Annotated in this window: 19 protein-coding genes; 6 read left to right on the plus strand and 13 right to left on the minus strand. The window is 59.8% G+C overall.

Translation table 11 applies throughout. The features are described from left to right. Nucleotides 1-1,148 precede the first annotated feature (1,148 nt). From AB870_RS22725 to AB870_RS22780, 11 genes are all read right to left on the minus strand, one after another. A complete protein-coding gene (locus AB870_RS22725; RefSeq protein ID WP_047906384.1) occupies nucleotides 1,149-1,895 on the minus strand; it encodes an ABC transporter ATP-binding protein in 747 nt (248 codons plus the stop codon). Continuing rightward, complete coding sequence (locus tag AB870_RS22730; protein WP_047906385.1) at nucleotides 1,895-3,691, minus strand: branched-chain amino acid ABC transporter ATP-binding protein/permease; 1,797 nt, start codon at nucleotides 3,689-3,691, stop codon at nucleotides 1,895-1,897. The genes AB870_RS22725 and AB870_RS22730 overlap by 1 nt, the downstream gene beginning before the upstream one ends. 18 nt (nucleotides 3,692-3,709) lie before the next feature. Continuing rightward, nucleotides 3,710-4,765, minus strand: a complete 1,056-nt coding sequence (locus AB870_RS22735) for a branched-chain amino acid ABC transporter permease (protein ID WP_047906386.1) — start codon at nucleotides 4,763-4,765, stop codon at nucleotides 3,710-3,712. 335 nt (nucleotides 4,766-5,100) lie between these two features. Further along, nucleotides 5,101-5,598 carry a homoprotocatechuate degradation operon regulator HpaR gene (hpaR, locus tag AB870_RS22740; protein ID WP_047906387.1) on the minus strand — a complete coding sequence of 166 codons (498 nt, stop codon included), beginning with the start codon at nucleotides 5,596-5,598 and terminating at the stop codon, nucleotides 5,101-5,103. 257 nt (nucleotides 5,599-5,855) lie between these two features. Then, complete coding sequence (locus tag AB870_RS22745) at nucleotides 5,856-7,001, minus strand: ABC transporter substrate-binding protein (RefSeq protein ID WP_047906388.1); 1,146 nt, start codon at nucleotides 6,999-7,001, stop codon at nucleotides 5,856-5,858. A 159-nt stretch (nucleotides 7,002-7,160) separates the two neighbouring features. Beyond that, nucleotides 7,161-7,943 carry a sulfite exporter TauE/SafE family protein gene (locus AB870_RS22750; protein WP_047906389.1) on the minus strand — a complete coding sequence of 261 codons (783 nt, stop codon included), beginning with the start codon at nucleotides 7,941-7,943 and terminating at the stop codon, nucleotides 7,161-7,163. A 639-nt stretch (nucleotides 7,944-8,582) separates the two neighbouring features. After that, nucleotides 8,583-9,581 (minus strand): branched-chain amino acid ABC transporter permease, encoded by a 999-nt coding sequence (locus AB870_RS22760; protein ID WP_047906391.1) that lies wholly within the window; start codon nucleotides 9,579-9,581, stop codon nucleotides 8,583-8,585. 10 nt (nucleotides 9,582-9,591) lie between these two features. After that, a complete protein-coding gene (locus AB870_RS22765) occupies nucleotides 9,592-10,476 on the minus strand; it encodes a branched-chain amino acid ABC transporter permease (protein WP_047906392.1) in 885 nt (294 codons plus the stop codon). A gap of 98 nt (nucleotides 10,477-10,574) precedes the next feature. Further along, nucleotides 10,575-11,768 (minus strand): ABC transporter substrate-binding protein, encoded by a 1,194-nt coding sequence (locus tag AB870_RS22770; protein WP_047908587.1) that lies wholly within the window; start codon nucleotides 11,766-11,768, stop codon nucleotides 10,575-10,577. Between the two features lie 76 nt (nucleotides 11,769-11,844). Beyond that, complete coding sequence (locus tag AB870_RS22775) at nucleotides 11,845-12,624, minus strand: ABC transporter ATP-binding protein (protein WP_047906393.1); 780 nt, start codon at nucleotides 12,622-12,624, stop codon at nucleotides 11,845-11,847. Nucleotides 12,625-12,632: 8 nt separating this feature from the next. Beyond that, nucleotides 12,633-13,412, minus strand: coding sequence for an ABC transporter ATP-binding protein (locus AB870_RS22780; RefSeq protein WP_047906394.1), 780 nt, complete (start codon nucleotides 13,410-13,412; stop codon nucleotides 12,633-12,635). Between the two features lie 801 nt (nucleotides 13,413-14,213). Between AB870_RS22780 and AB870_RS22785 the strand changes: the two genes are divergently transcribed. Further along, nucleotides 14,214-15,377 carry an MFS transporter gene (locus AB870_RS22785; protein WP_167362725.1) on the plus strand — a complete coding sequence of 388 codons (1,164 nt, stop codon included), beginning with the start codon at nucleotides 14,214-14,216 and terminating at the stop codon, nucleotides 15,375-15,377. A gap of 21 nt (nucleotides 15,378-15,398) precedes the next feature. On the opposite strand, the gene AB870_RS22790 is transcribed toward AB870_RS22785, so the two are convergent. After that, nucleotides 15,399-16,481, minus strand: coding sequence for an IS630 family transposase (locus tag AB870_RS22790; RefSeq protein ID WP_047906396.1), 1,083 nt, complete (start codon nucleotides 16,479-16,481; stop codon nucleotides 15,399-15,401). 486 nt (nucleotides 16,482-16,967) lie between these two features. On the opposite strand from AB870_RS22790, the gene AB870_RS22795 reads away from it, so the two are divergent. The 5 genes from AB870_RS22795 (at nucleotide 16,968) to AB870_RS26530 (ending at nucleotide 20,910) form a co-directional block, all read left to right on the plus strand. Beyond that, complete coding sequence (locus AB870_RS22795) at nucleotides 16,968-17,294, plus strand: phytanoyl-CoA dioxygenase family protein (RefSeq protein WP_157112408.1); 327 nt, start codon at nucleotides 16,968-16,970, stop codon at nucleotides 17,292-17,294. Nucleotides 17,295-17,335: 41 nt separating this feature from the next. Next, a complete protein-coding gene (locus tag AB870_RS22800; RefSeq protein ID WP_047906187.1) occupies nucleotides 17,336-18,370 on the plus strand; it encodes an IS630 family transposase in 1,035 nt (344 codons plus the stop codon). A gap of 87 nt (nucleotides 18,371-18,457) precedes the next feature. Beyond that, entirely contained in the window at nucleotides 18,458-18,856 is a 399-nt protein-coding gene (locus AB870_RS25805; RefSeq protein WP_237170159.1) for a phytanoyl-CoA dioxygenase family protein, read from the plus strand. Between the two features lie 6 nt (nucleotides 18,857-18,862). Beyond that, entirely contained in the window at nucleotides 18,863-20,077 is a 1,215-nt protein-coding gene (locus tag AB870_RS22805; RefSeq protein ID WP_071386909.1) for a methyltransferase domain-containing protein, read from the plus strand. Further along, a complete protein-coding gene (locus AB870_RS26530) occupies nucleotides 20,074-20,910 on the plus strand; it encodes a hypothetical protein (protein ID WP_047906398.1) in 837 nt (278 codons plus the stop codon). Before AB870_RS22805 ends, AB870_RS26530 begins: the two co-directional genes overlap by 4 nt. A 47-nt stretch (nucleotides 20,911-20,957) precedes the next feature. Here AB870_RS26530 and AB870_RS22810 read toward each other — a convergent pair whose 3' ends face one another. Next, the gene (locus tag AB870_RS22810) at nucleotides 20,958-22,607 is read right to left on the minus strand and encodes a GMC family oxidoreductase (protein ID WP_047906399.1); all 1,650 of its coding nucleotides are present in this window, start codon (nucleotides 22,605-22,607) and stop codon (nucleotides 20,958-20,960) included. Between the last annotated feature and the right edge of the window lie 79 nt (nucleotides 22,608-22,686).

Genomic DNA, 22,686 nt, shown 5'->3' on the forward strand with positions numbered 1-22,686 from the left:
ATCGACTTCGTCGACTTATGGCGACGTAAGTGACGCACAGCGGTAAATTCACAGCCCCCGACGTACCCCGGAACGCAACGCCTCACGGTTGAGCGGGAATCTAAGCAGTGGGATTGGATACCTTGAAGTTGCGATTTAAATTGAAGCGCAGTATGCGTTGCCTCGCCACTACCCGAGAACCAGCCTTGACGACGCCATACCACAGCGAATCGGTTTTCCATTGCCGCGCAACAGACGCCCCACTCTTCTCAGTGTTTGGTCGTGCGGCACGGTCATAAGAAGATTCATCCGCACCGATCCACGTGAAATATTGCAGACGAGCATAGCCATGTGACCGTCATCCTCTACAGTCGGCATTCGCCAGCAAGCCCCAGCACCGCTGGCGCTTGTGCGGCAGCACCACGACTTCACCGCCAATGGCGCGCGTCCAGAGGGGTATGGCGATTCGCACGGGACGACGCCGCACGCGAGCCCGTCATCCGATGGGTCGCCAAATCTGCGTGTTGATCCATCCGAATGCATGCGATCAGTCGTCCGCCCCGGGGCGTCTGAGCGGTGGGGATCGCGGGTGCCCTGACGGAGCGACTTTAGATTGGAGCGCAGTCAGGGTACCCGCGATCCCCACTGCCCGGATGCTTGCCGGCACGACCCCGAATACAGGGATGTGGACTTTCCGTAGCGAAATAACCCGATGCATCCCTCTTGTATGGAAACCATCGTTCCACGTGGAACCCCAAAAAACAAACGCTTGGACAAAACCCAAAAGCGCATCCGCATTCGAGTACGAATCGCTAATTGCCTTGCGTTATCCACATCCGCTTCTCCACCCACAAATCCGATTTAGGGAATTTGCTTTTCTGTGGATAACCTTGAACACCAATTTCACCCGAAATTCGAAAAAATCCCGCAACCCCTTATTGCGGCAGTGCGCCATAGATTTGAGTTACCCACACATATCCACAAGCAACTGTGAATAAGTGACCTACCACACTTCCGGAGAGACGCCCGCTTGCCGCCCAAAGGAAATGGGGCCGGATATTGAACACGAACGACCGTTCGTAATCGAGAGCCGCTTTCGTGCGAAAAAAAGCCCGCCGGATTGGCGGGCTCCTTCTGTACTCAGGGAAATACTGTCCGACAAGCGACCGTCAGGCAGCCTTTTTGGCCAGCCCGAGATAGGTCTCGATGACCTTCGGATTGGTCGCCAATTCCTGCGCCGGACCTTCCAGCGCCAGTTCGCCCGTCTCGATGACGTAGGCGTAGTCGGCGACCTGCAACGCAGCACGGGCGTTCTGCTCGATCAGCAGCGTTGCCACGCCGGTCTTACGCAAGTCGTTGATGATATGAAAGATTTCCTTCACGATCAGCGGCGCCAGACCCAAGCTCGGCTCGTCGAGCATCAGCAACTGCGGTTTGGCCATCAACGCACGGCCCACCGCGAGCATCTGGCGCTCGCCGCCGGAAAGCGTCCCTGCCTGCTGGACACGACGCTCCTTCAGGCGCGGGAAAAGCTCGTAGACCACGTCCATCTGGTCCAGAAAGTTCTTCTCCCCCGCCTTCTTGCGACGGTACGCACCGAGCAGCAGATTGTCCTCGACGGTCATCGTCGAGAACAGCTCGCGCTTTTCCGGCACCAGACACATCCCGCGCGAGACACGCGCCTCGATGGACAGCGCCGACATCTCCTGCCCGAGATAGGCCACACTGCCCTTGCTCGACCCATTGTGCGGCAGCGCACCCATGATGGCGTTGAGCATCGACGACTTGCCCGCACCGTTCGGACCGATCACGGTGACGATCTGCCCCGCCCCGACCCGCAGATGCGCCCCATGCACCGCCTCGACTTTGCCGTATGCGACGGCGAGGTCCCTGACCTCAAGAATCGCGTCTGCCATCACTCCACCCCTCCAAGGTACGCTTCGAGCACCGCCGGGTTCTTCTGCACATCCTCCGGCAGACCCTCGGCGATCTTGGTGCCGAACTCCATCACCACCAGGTGATCCGTCAGATTCATCACGAAGTCCATGTCGTGTTCGACCAGCAACACACTCATGCCCTCGTCCTTGAGCTTTCTGAGCAAATCGCCCAACGCCTGTTTTTCTTTGTAACGCAGGCCCGCCGCCGGCTCGTCGAGCAGCAGCAAGGTCGGGTCGCACGCCAGTGCCCGCGCAATTTCCAGAATACGTTGCTGACCCAATGCCAGACTGCCCGCTTCGTCGTACATATGCGCGCCAAGGCCCACACGCTCGATCTGCTTCTTCGCTTCATGCAGCAGCATGGCTTCTTCGTGACGATCCAGACGCAGCACGCTCGACCACACGCCGCCCTGCGGACGACGACGCAGCCCGTTCCTGTCACGCAGATAGGCACCGATAGCGACGTTCTCCAGTACGCTCATTTGCGGCATGAGGCGCACGTGCTGGAAGGTACGGCCGATACCGCGCTTGACGATCTCGCGCGAGGGCAGACGATCGACACGCTCGCCCAGGAACGAGATCTCCCCGCGCGTTGCCTGCAACACACCGGTCACAAGGTTGAACGTGGTCGACTTGCCTGCACCGTTCGGGCCGATAAGACCGACGATCTCGCCCGCCTTCACTTCGAACGACACGTCGTTCACGGCGACCAGACCACCGAACTCCTTGCGGGCTTTCTCCAGCTTGAGCACCACCTCGCCCACCGCCGGCTTGGCGCGATGCCCCAGCGCATCGGCTTGCTCCGGTGCCTTCGCCACACGACGCGCCGGGAAGATCTTGCCGAAGAACGGCCATACGCCGTCGCGCGCGTATTGCAGCAGCAATACGAGCAGAACGCCGAAGACGATGGTTTCGAAGTTGCCGTTCGCCCCCAGGAGCACCGGCAGGATGTTTTGCAGGTAGTCCTTGAGCACCGTGAGAATCGCCGCACCCAGTACCGCGCCCCACACATGCGACACACCGCCGACCACCGCCATGAACAGGTATTCGATGCCGTGGTTCAGGTTGAACGGCGTCGGGTTCACGGCGCGCTGCAAGTGTGCATACAGCCAACCCGAAATCGCGGCAAGCACGGCGGCGTAGACGAACACGACCACCTTCATCCACGCCGTGTTGACGCCCATCGCCTCGGCCATCACGCCGCCGCCCTTGAGCGCACGAATGGCGCGGCCCGGACGCGAATCCAGCAGGTTCTTGATCGACACCACCGCCAGCACCACCACGATCCAGATCAGGTAGTACATCTGACGCCCGCTCGCCAGTTCCAGGCCGAACAGGTTGATGGTCGGGATGTCGTTCAGGCCGTCGTACTTGCCCAGGAACTCCAGATTACCGAACAGGTAGTACAGCGCCAGACCCCACGCGATCGTTCCCAACGGCAGGAAGTGGCCCGACAGACGCATGGTGATTGCGCCGATGATGAGGGCGGCCCCCGCCGTAATCGCCACGCCGACAATCAGACCGAGCCACGGCGACGCACCGTATGCCGTCGTCAGATAAGCGGTGGCATATGCCCCCAGACCGACGAAGGCCGCCTGTCCGAACGACGTCATGCCGGCGACCCCGGTCAGAAGCACGAGACCGATCGCGACAATGCTGTACAGGCCAATGTAGTTGAGCAGCGTCACCCAGTACTCGGGCAAACGCACTGGCGCAGGCAACACCGGCAACACGGCCAGCACCGCCAGGAAAATCAGGAAGTATTTGTTTTTCATTCTGTGGTCCGCCCCGTCTTATTCTTCGTCTTCTTCCACATGCTTGCTCGTGAGCGACAGCCACAGCAGCACCGGAAGGATCAGCGTGAAGACGATGACCTCCTTGTACGCGCTCGCCCAGAACGACGAGTACGACTCCAGCAGGCCCACGAGAATGGCGCCGAGCGCAGCGACCGGGTAACTCACCAGACCGCCGATGATCGCGCCCACGAAGCCCTTCAGACCGATCAGGAAGCCCGATTCGTAATAAATGGTCGTGATCGGCGCGATGAGAATGCCGCAAAGCACGCCCAGCACCGCCGCCAGCGTGAATGCCAGACGGCCGGCCTGCACCGTGCCGATGCCCACCAGACGCGCTCCGAGCCGGTTCACGGCCGTCGCGCGCAACGCCTTGCCCGAGAGCGAACGATCGAAGTAGAAGTACAGCGCCAGAATCATCACGACGGACACCCCGACCACCCACAGACTCTGTCCGGACACCATCACCGAGCCGATGTTGAAGCTCGCATCCGAGAACGCCTGCGTGCGCGACCCTTCCGCACCGAACATCACCAGACCCAGCCCCGTGAGCGCAAAGTGCACACCGACCGAGACGATCAGCAACAACAGCGTGCTGGCTTCGGCCAGCGGCTGGTAGGCCAGGCGATAGAGCATCGGCCCCATCGGCACGACCAGCAGCAACGTGACGGCAATTTGCACGAGCATCGGCAGCGTCATCGGCGCGAGCGTCTTGACCACGAAGAACACGGCAATCGGGAACACGAGGTATTTGCCCGCGAACACCGGTACGAGGCGCCCCGCCAGCTTGCGGCGCTCACCGTGACGCAGCACGCCGACCGTCTCCACGATGAACGTGCAGATCCCCATCGCCACGAGCAGCCAGCTCGTCAGCGGAAACTTCTGGGTCTGGAGTGCCGCCAGCGTGAGCGCGCCATATGACACGAACTCGCCCTGCGGAATGAAGATGACGCGGGTGACGGAGAACACCAGCACGAGCGCCAATGCCAGCAAGGCATAAATCGCACCCGTGGTGATGCCGTCCTGCGCCAGGATGGCTGCAATCGAAAGATCCATGCTCCTCTCACTTCGTTTGAGTACTTCTTGAACCGGCTGGCGAGACAGCCGGTGTGATGCACGGCGTAGCGCGCTGCCACCCCGTTCCCCTTCACATCGATGCCCCCTCGCACGTTCCCCTGATGAACATGCGGCAGCGCAGCGAATTATGAATTGTATAAATCGTTATGCATTGGTAAAACTCGGGTGACTACTGAGTCGATGACGTTTCGGTCTCCGCCAACGTCTCGTCTCCCACCCCGTTTTCCGTTTTTCCCGCCTTTGGACGCGCGTCGCGGTCTCCTGCGCGCGTCCGTCCCCGTTCCTTACATCGCGCCCCGGGCGAGCCGGCCGGCTCAGGCCACCTTGCGGCGACGACGCGGCCTGGCCGGCAGCGACGGTGCGTCGGCCAGGACTTCCGGCGGCAGCGCTTCGCGCACCACGTCGAGTAGCCGATAGATCTCGGCCAGCGTGTCGCGCCCGACCTTATCCTCCAGATAGCGGTAACGCTCCTCGACCAGGGGGCCGAGCTTCTTGCACAGCGCCCGGCTCGATGGCGTGAGCGACACCATGACGCGACGCTGGTCCGCCGCCACACGACGACGCAGAATCAGGCCGGACGCCTCCATGCGTTCGAGCATGCCCGACAGACTGGGGCTCAGGATGCAGCACTCACGTGCGACTTGCCCGATCTCCATTTCCCCGGATTCGCTATCGTTCACGGCCCGTATGACACGCCATTGTTGTTCCGTGATGTCGTAGCAATTGAGCAAAGGCCGAAAAAGGCCCATGACCGCTTCACGCGATTGCAGCAACACCAGAGATAGATTGCGGTGTTCGAATTCACCCGTCATGGATTTACGCTCGAAAGGATCGGCCGTTCAGCCCCCCGGCTGCGGCGATCAGGTTGGGACAATGCGGCCTCTCATGTGCCGCTCGCAAATGCATGTCCTGCCGTCTCTTTGCGATGCGCGAAACTACCACGCTCAAAAAAAACGGGCGCGAACGCCCGTTCTCTGGGCCCGGCTGGTCCAACCGGGCACTGATACCGCAGATACTTCCGATGTGACAGCGGGGCATGCCTGCATGCTATAGGCAGCCCCGGCGCACATCAGTTCGCCAATTTCCACTTGCCGTCGACGATTTGCACCATCACACGCGAGCGCTGATCCAGACCGTTGTGGTCGTTCTTGCTCATGTTGAAGATGCCGGCGGTGCCCGGCATGTCCTTCACGGCTTCGAGCGCGTCGCGCAGCGCCGAGCGGAATTCCGCCGTGCCGGGCTTGGCCGTCTTCAGGGCGACCGGGATCGCCGTTTGCAGCAGCAGGCCACCGTCCCAGGCGTGACCGCCAAAGGTCGAGATCGAGCCCGCGCCATAGGCCTTTTCATAAGCGGCCTTGTACGCGGCGGCCGACTTCTTCACCGGATTGTCGTTCGGCAGCTGCTCGACGACGAGCAGCGGGCCGGCCGGCAGATACGTCCCTTCGCAATCCTTGCCGCAAACGCGCAGGAAGTCGTTGTTCGCCACACCGTGCGTCTGATACAGCTTGCCCTTGTAGCCGCGCTCCTTGAGCGTGCGCTGCGGCAAAGCAGCCGGCGTGCCCGAACCGGCGATCAGCACGGCGTCCGGGTTCGCGCCCATGATCTTGAGCACCTGGCCCGTCACCGACGTATCGGCGCGGTTGAAGCGCTCGTTCGCCACGATCTTGATCTTCTTCTGGTTCGTCGCGTTGACGAATTCCTTGTACCAGCCTTCGCCGTACGCATCCGAGAAGCCGATGAACGCCACCGTCTTCACGCCGGTGTTGGCCATGTGCTCGGCAATGGCCATCGCCATCAGAATGTCGTTCTGCGGCGTCTTGAATGCCCACGTGCGCTTGGCGTCCATCGGCTCGACGATGGCAGCGCCTGCAGCCATCGAGATCACCGGCGTCTTCGTCTCGGCAGCCACGTCGACCATCGCCAGGGAGTTCGGCGTGACGGTCGAGCCGAGCACGGCGTCGACGTGATCTTCGCTGATGAGCTTGCGCATGTTCTTGACGGCGGTCGTCGTGTCGGTCGCGTCGTCGAGCACGATGTACTGCACCGGCTGCCCGCCGATGGTCTTCGGCATCAGCGCGATCGTGTTCTTCTCGGGGATGCCCAGCGAAGCCGCCGGACCGGTCGCCGACAGCGACACGCCAATCTTCACCTGAGCGTTCGCAACGCCCGCGACGAGCATCATGGCCGATGCCATGCACAGCAACTTCAGTTTCATTTGGGTCTCCTCACAAAAATTTCGAATTCGTTTTTTTACATTAACCGACCGCGCAGTCGGTAAATCGACGCCCATCTTACGGGCACAGGCGCCAGTTCGTAAAGTGCGGTTTCCCCACGTGTGGCATCCGCCACAGCAGGGTTGGCCGCGATCTTGCCCTCAACCACGGAAAAACGCGTCGTAGCCTGTCTTCACGATCAGTACCGCGAGCACGCCCAGAAACATGCGCCGCACGAAGCCCACGCCGTGCTTGAGCGCGAGGCGGCTACCCACCAGGCTGCCCAGCACGTTCATCACGGCCATGCCGATCCCGACCTGCCACCACACGTGCCCGCCCATACCGAACAGCAGCAGCGCGGCCAGATTGGTCGCCACGTTCACGATCTTGGACGACGCCGACGCATTCACGAAGTCCTGCCCGAACAGCCGGACGAACAGGAAAACGAGGAAACTGCCCGTGCCGGGGCCGAAGAAACCGTCGTAGAACCCGATGGCGCCGCCCACGGCGATGGCCGTAAGGGTCACACCCACGCTGCCCTGCACAGGGGCGTGAACCGTCCCGAAATCCTTTTTGCGCAAGGTGTAGACCGCCACGGCCACGAGCACGAACGGCAATACTTTGCGCAGCATGTCCGCGGGCACGTGCGTGACGGCGTAGGCGCCACAGAAAGAGAAGGCGAACGCCGCCACGGTCGCGGGCACCAGAATGGCCCAGCGCAATTGAATGCCGCGCGCATAACGCAGCGCGGCCGAGGCCGTGCCCCAGATGCCGGCCATCTTGTTCGTGCCGAACAGCAACGGCGGTGCGGCGTTGGGGAAGACAGCGAAAAGTGTCGGCACGGCGATCAGCCCGCCGCCGCCAACCACGGCATCCACCAGACCGGCCAGAAATGCCCCGCCTGCGAGCATCAGCAAATCGGTCAGCGCCCAACTCGTCAACATACATTCCCCATATACGACACCGACACTACGCCGGTCGCGCCACCTGCAATCACATGGCGTCGCCAGCGAGACGAAAACGGCGAGCATAGCGCTTTTAGTGCGCATTGCGCGTATAAAAGCGAAGCGATTCCCGCAATACGGCGCGAATACGGTTCGAACGACGGGGTTTGTACGGGAAAAATGCGAAAACGACGGAAAATTGCAAGAAACGCGAGACGCCCGAGGAATGCAAGGAATCGGCGTGATCCGACAGATCGAAGTGATGCCGCGAATGCACGCATGGCGACCGAAACCGTATGAGGCAGCGTCATCGCAAGAAGCCGGGTGTCGGCGAGTGAACGCCTGGCGTGTGCGCGAGGCACAATATAAAAAGCGCTGTTGGAGTCTTCTCCAACAGCGCTTTCTTTTTTGGCGGTGCGCGTTATCGCGCTTGTTGTCTCCTCGTTCCTCGCCCCTATATCCTGCCGTGACGCGAACTGAGGGAGAGAATAAAGGAGCACCCAATGCACCACAAGTCAGCATTTACCCCTACGAATTAGGTTTTTTCTGACATACGTGCGCCAGGGTGACGAGCGCACGCCCCATAAGAGTGCATCCGCCGCCCTGCTTCGCACGTCCGGTCCCTTCCGTCTACGGCCGCTACGACTGCTGCGACATCGTCCTGAAGAACCGGCTGCGGGCCGTCAGCTCGCCCACCAGACCACGCCGGAACGAGAGCACGCAAATGATGAAGATCGCACCGATGACGATGGTCACCGACTCGCCGAGCGTCTGGAACCACGTCACGCCGGTTGCCGTCGCGAGCCAGTTGCCGATATCGCCGAGCTTGTTCTCCAGCACGATGATCACCACGGCCCCGACGACCGGGCCGAGCATCGTTCCGAGACCGCCGACCAGCGTCATGAGAATCACCATGCCGGACATCGTCCAGTGAACGTCGGTGAGCGTCTCGAAGCCGAGTACCACGGTCTTGGTCGAGCCCGCGAGTGCGGCGAGCGTGGCCGACAGCACGAACGCCAGCAGCTTGAACCGATCGACGTCGTAACCCAGCGAGATAGCGCGCGGTTCGTTCTCCTTGATCGCCTTTAGCACCTGACCGAACGGCGAGTGAACGATACGCATGATGAGCAGGAAGCCCAGCGCACAAATCGCCAGCACCACGTAGTAGAGCGTGAGATCCGAGTCCAGCGGCAGCACGCCGAACAGCGAGCTGCGCGGCACGCCTTGCAGGCCGTCTTCGCCGCCGGTGAACGGTGCTTGCAGGCAGAAGAAGTACAGCATCTGCGCGAGTGCGAGCGTAATCATCGCGAAGTAGATACCCTGACGGCGAATCGCGAGCAGACCGATCACGAGCCCCAGCACCGCGCCGGCAATCACGCCCGCGAGAATGCCCGCTTCCGCCGTAAAGCCGAGATTGCGAATCGCATACCCCGTGATATACCCCGCGCTGCCGAAGAACGCCGCGTGGCCGAACGACAGCAGCCCGGTGAAGCCCAGCAGCAGATTGAAGGCGCAGGCAAAGAGCGCAAAGCACAGCACCTTCATGACGAAGACCGGATAGGCGCCGGCGAACGGCGCGGCGATCAGCGCAAGAAGCAGCAGGGAGTACAGCACGCGTTGTTGCATCTGTTGTTGCATTGTCCGCCCCTTACTTTTGTTTGCCGAACAGCCCAGCCGGGCGCAGCAGCAACACGATCACCATGATGAAGAACACCACGGTCGCCGACGCTTCCGGGTAGAACACCTTGGTGAAGCCCTCGATCACGCCGAGCATCAACCCCGTGACGATCGAGCCCATGATGGAACCCATGCCGCCGATCACGACAACGGCAAACACGGTGATGATCATCGACTGCCCCATGAGCGGCGATATCTGGATGACCGGTGCCGCGAGCACGCCGGCGAACGCGGCAAGCGCGACACCGAAGCCGTACGTCAGCGTGATCATGAGCGGTACGTTCACGCCGAATGCTTCCACCAGCTTCGGGTTTTCCGTGCCGGCACGCAGATACGCACCGATCTTGGTCTTCTCGATGACGAACCACGTCGCGAAGCAGGCCACGAGCGAGGCCACCACGACCCAGGCGCGATAGTTCGGCATGAACATGAAGCCGAGGTTGGTCGCGCCCGAGAGCGCCTCGGGCGCATCGAACGGTTGACCGGACACGCCGTAGATCGAACGGAACACGCCTTCGAGCACGAGCGTGATACCGAACGTCAGCAGCAGACCGTAAAGATGGTCGAGCTTATAGATCCAGCGCAGCATGGTGCGCTCGATCACGATGCCGATGACGCCTACCACGAGGGGAGCGAGAATCAGCATGACCCAGTAATTGAGGCCAAGATAGTTGCCGCCCATCCAGGCGAGCATGGCGCCCAGCATGAACAACGCGCCGTGCGCGAAGTTGATCACGTTGAGCAGACCGAAAATCACCGCCAGGCCGAGACTCAGCATGGCGTAGAACGAGCCGTTCACGAGTCCCAGCAGCAGTTGGCTCAACAGCGCCGGCAGGGGGATGCCTAGTAATTCCATCGAAATCGATTCTCTGGGAGAAAGGTCGCGGCGGGACACGCGTCCCGCCGCTATCGGTGCATCGCTTACGTGTTTGCCAAACGCTCAGACCGCGTCGCTTACTTGAGCTTGCAGGTCGATTCGGCTTCGGTGGTGAAGGCCTTCTCGCCCGGAATCGTGGCGACCACCTTGTAGTAATCCCACGGCGCCTTCGACTCCTTCTTCGACTTGACCTGCATCAGATACATGTCGTGGACCATCGTGCCGTCCTTGCGGATGTACCCCTTGCTGAACATGTCGTCGATCTTGATCTTGCGGAGCTGCTCCATGACCTTGTCGGCGTCCGTCGTGCCGGCAGCCTGCACCGCCTTCAGATAGGTCGTCGTGGCCGAGTAGTCGCCCGCTTGCAGGCTCGACGGCATCTTCTTCATTTTCTCGAAGTAGCGCTTGGCGAAGGCACGGGTCTTGTCGTCCTTGTCCCAGTACCAGCTGTCGGTCAGGTACATGCCTTCGGTGTTGTCCAGACCGAGCGAGTGAATGTCGTTGATGAACACGAGCAGACCGGCGATCTGCATCTTGCCCTTGATCCCGAACTCCTTCGCGGCCTTGATGGCGTTGATCGTGTCGCCGCCGGCGTTGGCCAGGCCCAGCACCTGCGCCTTGGAGTTACCCGCCTGAAGCAGGTACGACGAGAAGTCCGATGCCGAGAGCGGATGACGGACCTGCCCCACCACCGTGCCGCCCTCGGCCTTGACCACGTCGGAGGTGGACTTCTCCAGCGCGTGGCCGAACGCGTAGTCGGCGGTCAGGAAGAACCATGACTTGCCGCCCGCCTTCACCACGGCCGAACCCGTGCCGCGCGCGAGGGCCACGGTGTCGTAGGCGTAGTGCACGCCGTACGGCTGGCATTGATCGTTGGTGAGCGCGTCGGAACCGGCGCCCACGTTGATATAGACCTTCTTCTTCTCGGCCGAGACCTTGTTCATCGCGAGGCCGGTGCCCGAGTTGGTGCCGCCGATGAGCATGTCCACACCGCCGCGATCGAACCATTCACGGGCCTTCGAGGCCGCGACGTCCGCCTTGTTCTGGTGATCGGCCGTGACCAGTTCGACCGGCTTGCCGAGCACCTTGCCGCCGAAGTCGGCAATCGCCATCTTGATGGCTTCCGCCCCGCCCTGTCCGTCGATGTCGGTGTACAGGCCCGACATGTCGGTGATGAAACCGATCTTCACCGTGTTGCCATCGGCATGGGCCTGCGAGGCCATTGCCGCAAAACCGAACGCAGCCGCAACGGCCAACGCTTTCATCCGCATCGTCATCTTCGTCTCCTTCGTGGATTTGATCGCCTGGGTCCATCGCCCGGCACGCGAGCGCACCGGGTAGCTCACCTCATACGCCCAACAACTCGTGCAGCACCGGCATCTTCGTCTCCAGCTCCGGAGCGCCGAAGCGCTCCACGATCTTGCCGTGCTCCATCACATAGAAGCGATCGGCCAGCGGAGCCGCAAAACGGAAATTCTGTTCCACCATCACGATGGTGTAGCCCCGCGCCTTGAGCGTGGTGATCATGCGCGCCAGCGTCTGCACGATCACCGGTGCCAGGCCTTCGGAAATTTCGTCGAGCAGCAACAGATTGGCGCCGGTGCGCAGGATACGCGCGACCGCGAGCATCTGTTGCTCGCCCCCCGACAGGCGCGTGCCCTGGCTATGGCGTCGCTCCTTGAGGTTCGGGAACATATCGTAGATCTCATCGAGCGACATGCCGCGCCCGCCGTCTTCGCGACGATTGCCGCTCATGCCGATATACGGCGGGAGCAACAGATTTTCCTCGCACGACAGGCTCGCGAAAATGCCGCGCTCCTCGGGGCAATAGCCCACACCGTGATGCGCGACCTTGTACGTCGGGAGATGAATGGTCTCCTCCCCCGCGATGCGAATCGATCCCTGACGCTGACCGGTCAGCCCCATGATCGCGCGCAGCGTCGTCGTGCGCCCCGCCCCGTTGCGACCGAGCAGCGTGACGACTTCGCCACGTCCGACCGTCAGGTCCACGCCATGCAGAATGTGCGACTCGCCGTACCAGGCCTGAAGACCTTCGACTTCAAGCGCGGGCGCGCCAGCCCCGCCCTTGCCCCGTTCGCCACCCTGGTTACCACCGTTACCGTACATAGACGTCCTCACCCGTGGGCTCCCTGCAATTCGCCGTCCGCGGTGCCCATATAGGCTTCCATCACCTGCGGATTCTTCGAGACTTCGTGATACGGCCCTTCGGCAAGCACCTCGCCGCGCTGAAGCACGGTGATCGTGTCGGAGATACCTGCGATCACGTTCATGTTGTGCTCGACCATCAGGATCGTGCGGCCTGCGGACACCTTCTTGATAAGCGCGGTCACGCGGTCGACGTCTTCGTGTCCCATGCCCTGCGTGGGTTCGTCGAGCAGCATTAGTTCGGGGTCCATAGCGAGCGTGGTGGCGATTTCGAGCGCGCGTTTGCGGCCGTAAGGCAGTTCCACGGTCAGCGTATGGGCGAATTCGGTAAGGCCGACTTCGGCTAACAATTCGAGGGCGCGGGCGTCGAGCTGGCGCAGCGTGCGGCTGCTGCTCCAGAAGTGGAACGCGGTGCCGAGATTGCGTTGCAGGCCGATGCGCACGTTCTCCAGCACGGTGAGGTGCGGGAACACGGCGGATATCTGGAACGAGCGGATGACCCCGCGGCGCGCGATTTGTGCGGGGGCTTCGCGGGTGATGTCGTCACCGTTGAAGGTGATGGTCCCGGCGCTGGGCACGAGGAATTTCGTGAGCAGATTGAAGCAGGTGGTCTTGCCGGCACCGTTCGGGCCGATCAGGGCGTGAATGGTGCCGCGCGCAACGCGCAGGTCGACCCCGTTGACGGCGGTAAAGCCACGAAACTCCTTCGTGAGTCCGCGGGTTTCGAGAATGTAATCGTTGTTCGCCATGTCTCCTGCCACATTCCTGGTTGGCGGTGCGAAGCAACGTGCTTCGTCACCATCGTCTGTGACAACCGCAAGGCAGGCAGATGACGCTATGGTTCGCGTCTTCGGCAAGTGCCCGGCGTCCCCGATACGACGCCGAATTCTTGGTTCGGCCGCCTATAAGGAATCGTTATTGTGTGTGGTTTGCTGCAACGCGATCATTGGGATTTGCACTAGGCCTCGCATCCCTTGAAACGCGCATGCTCACACGTGTTGCAGAACGTTCGGTCACATAGGGCAGGCATGCGCACCGCCCTAGTGCGACAAGGCTTTTGCGGCACACGCAAATGCGCGGACGGCAGCCGGTTTCGATGGGCTATCGTCGCCCACTCCGGGCAACATTAGGTATTACTACGTAAGTTTTTGGGAAAAGCCGGGGCCATCCCCAGGAAACGGCGCGGGTGTCGCCGCATGCGCCGACACGCCTTTCGAATTTCGGCACCGGAATTGAGAGGCTGTGTCGCCGTTCCGCCCATTCGTCCGGATCGTCCGGATCGTCCGAAAACTCGGAATTTCACCAAACCCATGTTCGTCGATTCGTGAAAACATTGGTTCGCCTCGATCGAGGCACCTTTCACAAGGGGATTGCCAGGAGATCCAACTTGAATCGCGTGTCGTGGCCAACTGGACCCAAGCCGCTACTCCGCTCAAGTCAACCTGCTAAATAACGATGGGCACCGCATACCTTATATGCCTGCCGGACGTTGGCCACTTATCTCGAACATTTTTGGTGTGCGCAACGGTATGCGACATGGGGAGTCGGCCATGACGCCGACTTCGGCCATTATCCTGACCAGCGCTCTCACTGCGTTAAGCGCACTTCCGCTTGACGTCATGCTTCCGTCTTTCGTCTCCATTGCCAACGCATACGAAACCAGTGTCGATTCGATAGCCTCGCTCGTCGGTTACTTTGCAATCACGTTTTCTGTCGCTCAACTCATCGTGGGACCGCTATCCGACCAGGTGGGCAGACGGCGCGTACTTCTCATTGGCCTGCTGATAGCCGCCTTCGGAGCCGTTGGTGGCGCTCTCGCGCAGAGCTACGCGTCACACGCAATGTTTCGTGTCGTCCAGGCGGTGGGCTGCTCATGCTTCATTCTTGCTCAAGCGATCATTCAGGACACATTTCCCGGCGGGACGGGGCTGCGCGCCAGAATATTCAATGTGACATTCGGAGGTCTGTGTATCGCCGGGTCCCCGTTGCTCGGCGTCACCTTGCAGGAGCACTTCGGATGGCAGGCAAGCTTCTGGCTATTCGCAGTGATTTCCATCGGCGTTCTATTGCATTCGGCACGATACTTGACGGACACGCCCCGGACGCAACACAGAGAACCAAGCGACTATGCAAAACTGTATTGGCAATTGGCAAATCATCGTGCCTTCCTTACCTACACGCTTATCGGCACCATTGCGTTCTCATGCCATTTCTCCTTCATTATCCTTTCGCCAAACTTGTTTTTCGATATCCTCGAATTCACTTCTCATGACTACGCCAAGGTTCTGCTTCTATACGGTGGGACATATTTGCTGGGCGGATTTCTTGCGGATCGAGTTGCCAAACGAATCGCTGTACAAAGACAGGTTCAACTCGGCATTTCGATGGTCGGTATCGCGAGTGCCCTCATGATCGCGCTCTATTTTGGGCTGGGAGATCACGCGGCGACGGCAATGGTACCCATGCTGGTTGCCACATTGGGAACCACGCTTATACGCCCCGCAGCCGCGACGCTGGCCATGGCGTTATTCGAAAACTATGCAGGCACCGCCGCCGCGGCTTCCGGTGCAATACGATTCTTCGTAGCGGGGACACTAAGCATCGGGCTTTCCAATATCCCGCTGTCGAAGTTCCTTCTCCTCACGCTCCTATTGCTCGCGTCATACGGAGCGTGTGCGACCATTTCGTGTCGCTGGCGCGCTTGGCGATCATGATCGTCGGGAGTTCGTGTTTTCCTAGTGTGCTGTCCCAGAAATAACTTTGCATAAGCGGGCCACTTTCTGAAGTATGGAATCGGCTGTCGCGGTCCATACGAACGGCCGCTTGTGCTGGTTGTACTGATCGATATAGCGCTCGATGTCGGTAATGAGTTGGCGTACGTTTCTGAACGAGCCTCGGCGTATCGCCTGCTGCGTAATCAGACCAAACCAGCGTTCAACCTGATTGAGCCAACTCGAGTAGGTCGGCGTGAAGTGCATGTGGTAGCGCGTATGCTTGGCCAACCACGCTTTGATCTTTGGATGCTTGTGTGTCGCATAGTTGTCGACGATCAAATGCACATCGAGATCAGCCGGAACCGCTTGGTCGATATGTTTGAGGAACGCGAGGAATTCTTGGTGCCGGTGGCGCGGCTTGCATTGCGCGATGACTTCGCCCGTTGCTGCATTGAGCGCCGCGAACAAGGTCGTGGTGCCATGCCGAACGTAGTCATGCGTCACTCCTTCGAGATAGCCCAGCCCCATCGGCAACATCGGCTGCGTACGCTCGAGCGCCTGACATTGGCTCTTTTCGTCGACACACAGCACGAGGGCATTGGTCGGCGGACTCAGGTACAGACCCACAATATCGCGCACCTTCTCGACAAAGTACGGATCAGTAGAAAGCTTGAAGCTCTTCGAACGATGAGGCTGCACGCCAAACAACGACAGATACCGGGCCACCGAACTCTTCGAAATACCCGTTTGCGCGGCAGCGCAGCGCACACTCCAGTGCGTTGCGCCAGCCGGCTTCTCATGCAGAACCTTCGCCAACAACTCGGCCACTGCTTCGTCGTCATGTGCGCGCGGTCGGCCCGGGCGGGCTTCATCATGCAGACCGGCAAGGCCATGCGCGACAAACCGTTTCTTCCAGTGCGTGATCGCCGGTGACGTCACTTCGCACCGCATTGCGATTTCCTGGTTCGTATGACCGTCAGCGGCCATCAAGACGATCTTTGCCCGACGGACCAGGGAATGAGGCAGCGAACGAGAGCGGCTCATCGATAACAATTGTTCTCGCTCCAGTTCCGACATCACAATCTCGATTCCTTTGCGCCCCATGATCACCTCCAGTCCACCATAACTCGATCATAAGGCAAGGATATGTTACATAAAGTTATTTTTGGGACAGCGCACTAGGTGATCGTCGGCTTAACCGACGCGTCCACCGCCCGCAGGCCCTGCACGCCGCGCACACGCAATTGCGCGGACGGCAACCGGTTTTGATCGGCTATCGTCGCTCGCCCGCGGCTACGACAGGTATTTACTACGTAAGTCTCTGGGAAAACGGAGGAGACATCGCGAAGCCGACGATTGTGGGGTGCTCACTTCGCTTTTTCGACCGCGCTCTTTCGACAAAGAACTCTCCAGTCTTTCAAGACGGCGAAGATTTAAGAATATCTCCAAACCCGCAGTCGACTCCCCGTGTGACGATCAACGGGTGCCCGTTGACGCCGACCATTGCCACCGCATCAGGGGAAATGCAATGGTTCTTAGTTCAATCAAGAACAGCGTAATAGACACGATATCGACGAAATATCGAAGGAGATGACAGCAATGAGCCGGGAGTATGTGTATCAGTTCGATATCAACGGATACGTGATCATCCCCAATGCACTATCGCATTCGCACGTGCAACGACTGCAGGGATTCTGGTCATCAAATCTGACAGCACATCGGTTGCACGATGTGAACTTCGATTGGGGCGAAGACTGGCGCGGGCTGATTGATACTGAATCTGTCTATTCATTTCTTGATATCGTCTACCGATCGAAATTTCGACTCGACCACATGTTCTGTGCCGACGAACGCTTTGTCAGCAGTGGCGGCCAACTGCACCACCAAGCCGACATGTTCGACGAAGGCATTTACTAACATTTTAGAAAGTAAAATCACTTTTGCGATATAGTGTCGAGATGAAATGCAAACGCTTATCCGACGGTCGCAAACTGGACCACCACACCCTCCAGGTCATGCGCCAGCAAGCCGTCAAAGCGGTGCGCGCAGGCGAAGCGGTAGCCAACGTGGCGGCTGCGTACGGCCTGAGTGTTCGCACGATTTTTAGCTGGCTCGCGAAGTTCGCTGACGGCGGGCAAAATGCATTGCTGGCCAAACCGATTTCCGGTCGCCCGCCAAAGATCAGCGCCGACGAAATGCGCTGGATTGCCCAAGCCGTTCGCGAGAACTCCCCGCAACAGTTCAAGTTCGAATTCGGTTTGTGGACATTGTCGCTGATCGGCGAGTTGATCAAACGGCAGTTCGGAAAAACCCTGGCGTTGGCCTCCGTCAGTCGCGTGATGAAACTGCTTGGGTTCTCGGTTCAAAAGCCGCTGTACCAAGCGTGGCAGCAAGATGCCAAGTTAGTCCAGCAGTGGGAAGCCGAAACCTATCCCGCGATCAAAGCCCAGGCCCGTGCCGAAGGTGCCACGATCTACTTCGCCGATGAAGCCGGCATTCGTTCCGATTACCACACCGGCACAACCTGGGCGCCGATTGGACAAACGCCTGTCGTTACCGTGACCGGACGCCGGTTCTCGTTGAATATGATCTCGGCAGTCAGCCCACGCGGCGACTTCCGGTTCATGATTCATGAAGGTTCCGTGAGCTCACGTACCTTCAAAGAATTCCTCACGCGCCTGATGATCGGCGCGACAAAACCCGTGTTCCTCATCGTCGATGGTCATCCCATCCATAAATCCAAGCTCGTCAAAGACTATGTCGCATCGCTCGATGGCCGGCTCAAGCTGTTCTACCTGCCGCCGTACGCACCGCAACTGAACCCGGACGAACAAGTGTGGGCGCATGTCAAACGCCAGGTCAGCCGACGCCTTGTGCAAAACAGCGATGACATGAAAAAACTCGCACTTGGCGCCCTGCGGCGAATCCAAAAACTGCCCGAACTCGTCAAATCGTTCTTCCAACAACCCGAGTGCCAATATGCGGCACAATGAATTTACTTTCTAAAAAGTTAGTATTACTGGGTTCGGAACGAACGCATACATAGCGGCCTCGTTGCTGTCCAGTATGCGATATCGGACATACCGGAGACGACGAACCACTTCTGCTGCATACCCGGCTCTCATCGAGCCAATTTCCCGATTCCCGAAACCTACCGAAGTCTCGCGAACAATGCGCTATTGCGGCATGTCATCCTAAAAGCAGGCGACGCAGTCATCTTCTCCGAGGCACTAGTCCACGGCACCTTCAAGGTGCAAAATTCGGGCCCCAGACGAAGCGTGTTCGCGCGATATATGAACAACCACTCATACTTCCGAAGACCTGCGTCACAGCGCGAGATCGATTCGCTTCCCCCCACACCGAACCACTCCGAAACATCACATGCGCAAGTCTTCTCGACACGTGGGTTCACGGCTCGCCAAAGACAATTAGTCGTCGAACCCGCCTACGCTCGGGGGCACGCCCCGGTCGGGAGTTAAACACGCATGGAACCCATTAGCGTCAAGGCAATCGTCCGCAGGCACAACAGCGTCCTCTTTCTGACTAACCCCCGCGGGGAACTTGAGTTACCGGGGGGACGCCCCGAAGCAGGCGAATCGCTTGAAGCCGCATTGACCCGCGAAGTTAAAGAAGAATGCGGTTTCGCCATAACGTCAGCAACCTATGTTGGGAGCAGTTCGTGCGAGGTCGTGACAGGCAAGCGGGTTCTGCTGGCGTTCTACGTATGCTCCACCTCGTCGGACACCCCCGTACTCAGCCACGAACATACGGCCTATGAATGGATTGATACGACGGCAGCAAAGCCGAACAACATGCCGGACTATTACTGGACCGCGTGTGCGCGACAAGACAACTACACTCAATCGAATCGCACCTCGAGAGAATCGACAAGTTATCCACTATCGACAGGCGACGATGATCGACAACGACTTTCCATCACGTCCGAGATATACAACACTGCAACCACCGACTTCCTTCGGCGTTACGCACCGTCGACGGGGCGCATGCTGGATGTCGGATGCGGACACGGTCAAATTACGCAATGGCTGGCAAGGAACCATCCAGAAGCCACAGTCATCGGACTAGACAACCATTCGGCGCAACTCGCTACGGCAAAGTCCTCTGCCCATTCATCCGGCATCAAGAACATCACCTTCAGACTCGGCGACATCAATGACCTCTCTAACGTCTTCCCGCCGACCCATACGTTCGATCTCATCACCTGTCGCTTCACACTCTTACATATAAGACAACGCGCGGCCGCAATACAGACATTTGTCCGACTTCTAACGCCCTCCGGGATTCTGATTCTCGAAGAACCATCTTTGCAAAGCCTTTTTTGTGTCCCTCGCGTGGCCGGTTTTGAGCATGCAAACGCCGCGATCAGAGCGTACGGAAAAATCGAAGGTATCGACTATGACTGCATCCGTGACATTTGGTCACTGGTCACGGGCATGAACGTCAAGATTCTGGGCGCCAGATTTAGCCAGCCCACAATCTGGAAAAGAGAGCAAAAGCGTCTGGTCAGCCTCTCGTTTCGTCAGTTTTCGCCGCGCCTCGTTTCCGCGGGAATACTTGACACTGCGCAAGCACAACGTATTCAGCAATCACTCGATGACGAGTTCATGAGCGAGCTGGTCATATCAGGCGGATTGCGAACGCTTCAAATCGCAATCTCGAAGAACGCGGTGTCGCTATGACGCCGGAGATCCAGTGTATTTCTCAAGGCATTTACAAGAGCATCCCAACAGAAGATGTCGTCGGATGCCATCGACGTTCGCAATCAATGCTCGTGTGGGCTATCGACGGCGCATCAACGCTCTCTGCCTCTCCATTCACGACATTCGGCGACATTTCGGATGCGGGCTGGTTTGCGCGAAAGATATCAGACGCCATTCCGAAGCTGGCTACCCCGTCGTTCTCGACATCACGATTGCATAGACAACTCCACACGATAAGACGGGAGTACTTTGACGCATCCAGCGAGACAAACCCCATGCATGATTGGCCCGTAGCTGCGGCAACGGTTGTGGAAATCGCCACCGTCTCCCCGGCAAGGCTTCTCGTTTCCATTCACCGCTACGCCGATTGCTTCGAACTATTTCACGAGGGTCGAACCGCTTCGAACCCGGACCACGGTGTGCCCGCTCGGCTAATTCAAACCTTCGATGAGTGGAAACCCCATTCGGGGTTTGCAGGCAGCGAGCTTTCCCAATTGCGATCGAGACGATGTCAACAACAGCGTAATGAGTTCGGTTCTGCGCTTACACTGAACCCCGTGAGCGCATTCAATGCCAAAAGGATCGAACTAACGCTCAATACGCCAGCCCAGATTCTCGTTGGAACCGATGGCCTGTCACGTGCGTGGGACACCTATGGGCTGATGACCAAGGCGGAGGCATTAAAACTGGCGGCTGAATCAGGGCTCGGCGCCTTGCTAAATGCCGTTCGATGTCACGAAGCCTCGCTCGCCCATAGAGCAGACCGCAAACGGCGAGACGACGCAAGCGGCATCCTTCTGTCCTTCGACTGACGTTACCTTCTGAAAAAGCGTCTCCGTCAATCTCATCGTGAACGCCCTCACCGATTCCCCGCCTTCCTCGCCGCGCGAATCATATCGCTGGCGCGCTCGGCGATCATGATCGTCGGGGAGTTCGTGTTGCCTGAGGTGATCGTCGGCATGACCGACGCGTCCACCACCCGCAGGCCATGCACGCCGCGCACACGCAATTGCGCATCGACGACGGCATTCGCATCGTCATCGCGCCCCATGCGACACGTGCCGACCGGATGGAAGATCGTCGTGCCGATGTCGCCCGCCGCGCGCTTCAGATCGTCGTCGCTCTGATACGACGGCCCCGGCAAATACTCGCGCGGCTCATATCGTGCGAATGCGGGGGCACCCACAATGCGCCGCGTAAGCTTGATGGCGTCCGCTGCCACCTGCAAGTCCTCGTCCGTGGACAGATAACGCGGCGCGATACTCGGCGCGACGCGCACGTCCGCCGACGTAAGATGCACACTGCCGCGCGACGTCGGGCGCAAGTTGCACACCGATGCGGTAAAGGCATTGAACTTGTGCAACGGATCGCCGAACTTCTCGAGCGACAACGGCTGCACGTGGTACTCCAGATCGGGACGCGACACGTCGTCGCGACTGCGGGCAAACGCGCCGAGTTGCGACGGTGCCATACTCATCGGGCCGCGTTGCGCAAACGCGTACTGCATACCGATCGTTAGTTTGCCGATCAGACTGTTCGCCGTGAGATTGAGCGTCTTCGCGCCGCGCAGCTTATACACCGTGCGCAATTGCAAATGGTCCTGCAAGTTCTCGCCCACGCCGGGCACGTGCGAAATCACATCGATGCCGAAGCCGCGCAGCCGCTCGCCGTCGCCAACGCCCGAGACCTCCAGCAGATGCGGCGAATTCACCGCACCCGCCGCGAGTATCGTCTCGACATTGGCAAGCGCCGTGAAGTCTTCGTTCCCCCCGCGATATGCCACGCCGGTGCAACGCGTGCCGTCGAACAGCAAACGACTCACGCTCGCGCCCGTCATCACCGTCAGGTTCGGGCGTTGCGACGCCGGCCGCAAGAACCCCTTCGCGGCACTCCAGCGCACACCGCGCCGCTGATTCACCTCGAAGTAGCCGATGCCGAAGTTGTCCCCACGATTGAAGTCGTCCGTCCTGGGGATACCGATCTGCTCGGCCGCATCGGCAAACGAATCGAGCACCCGCCACGACAGACGCTGCTTCTCGACGCGCCATTCGCCGCCGCTGCCGTGAAATTCCGACCCACCCCTGTAGTGGTCTTCGCTGCGCTTGAATAGCGGCAGCACGTTGTCCCAACGCCAGCCGTCGTCGCCGGTGGCGTCGGCCCACACGTCGTAATCCTCGCGCTGGCCGCGCATGTAGATCATGCCGTTGATCGACGAACTGCCGCCGAGCACACGGCCTCGCGGGTAGGCGAGCGAGCGGCCGTTCAGCCCGTCCTCCGCCTGCGTGCGGTACAGCCAGTCGGTGCGCGGGTTGCCGATGCAGTAGAGATAGCCGACGGGAATGTGAATCCAGTGATAGTCGTCCTTGCCGCCCGCTTCGAGCAGCAACACGGAAACGTCGGGGTCCTGCGTGAGACGATTCGCCAGCACGCACCCGGCCGAGCCGGCCCCCACGATGATGTAATCGAAGCGCTCTTGCTGGTCGGATCGCTGTTGCACCTGCTTGCTCATTCCCGCTTGTCTCCATCGATGGCGGCACGCGCCATAGTGCGGTGCACGCCCTGGTGCGGCACCCGAGTGAGGTGGACTG

Source organism: Pandoraea faecigallinarum (assembly GCF_001029105.3).
GTDB lineage: Bacteria > Pseudomonadota > Gammaproteobacteria > Burkholderiales > Burkholderiaceae > Pandoraea > Pandoraea faecigallinarum.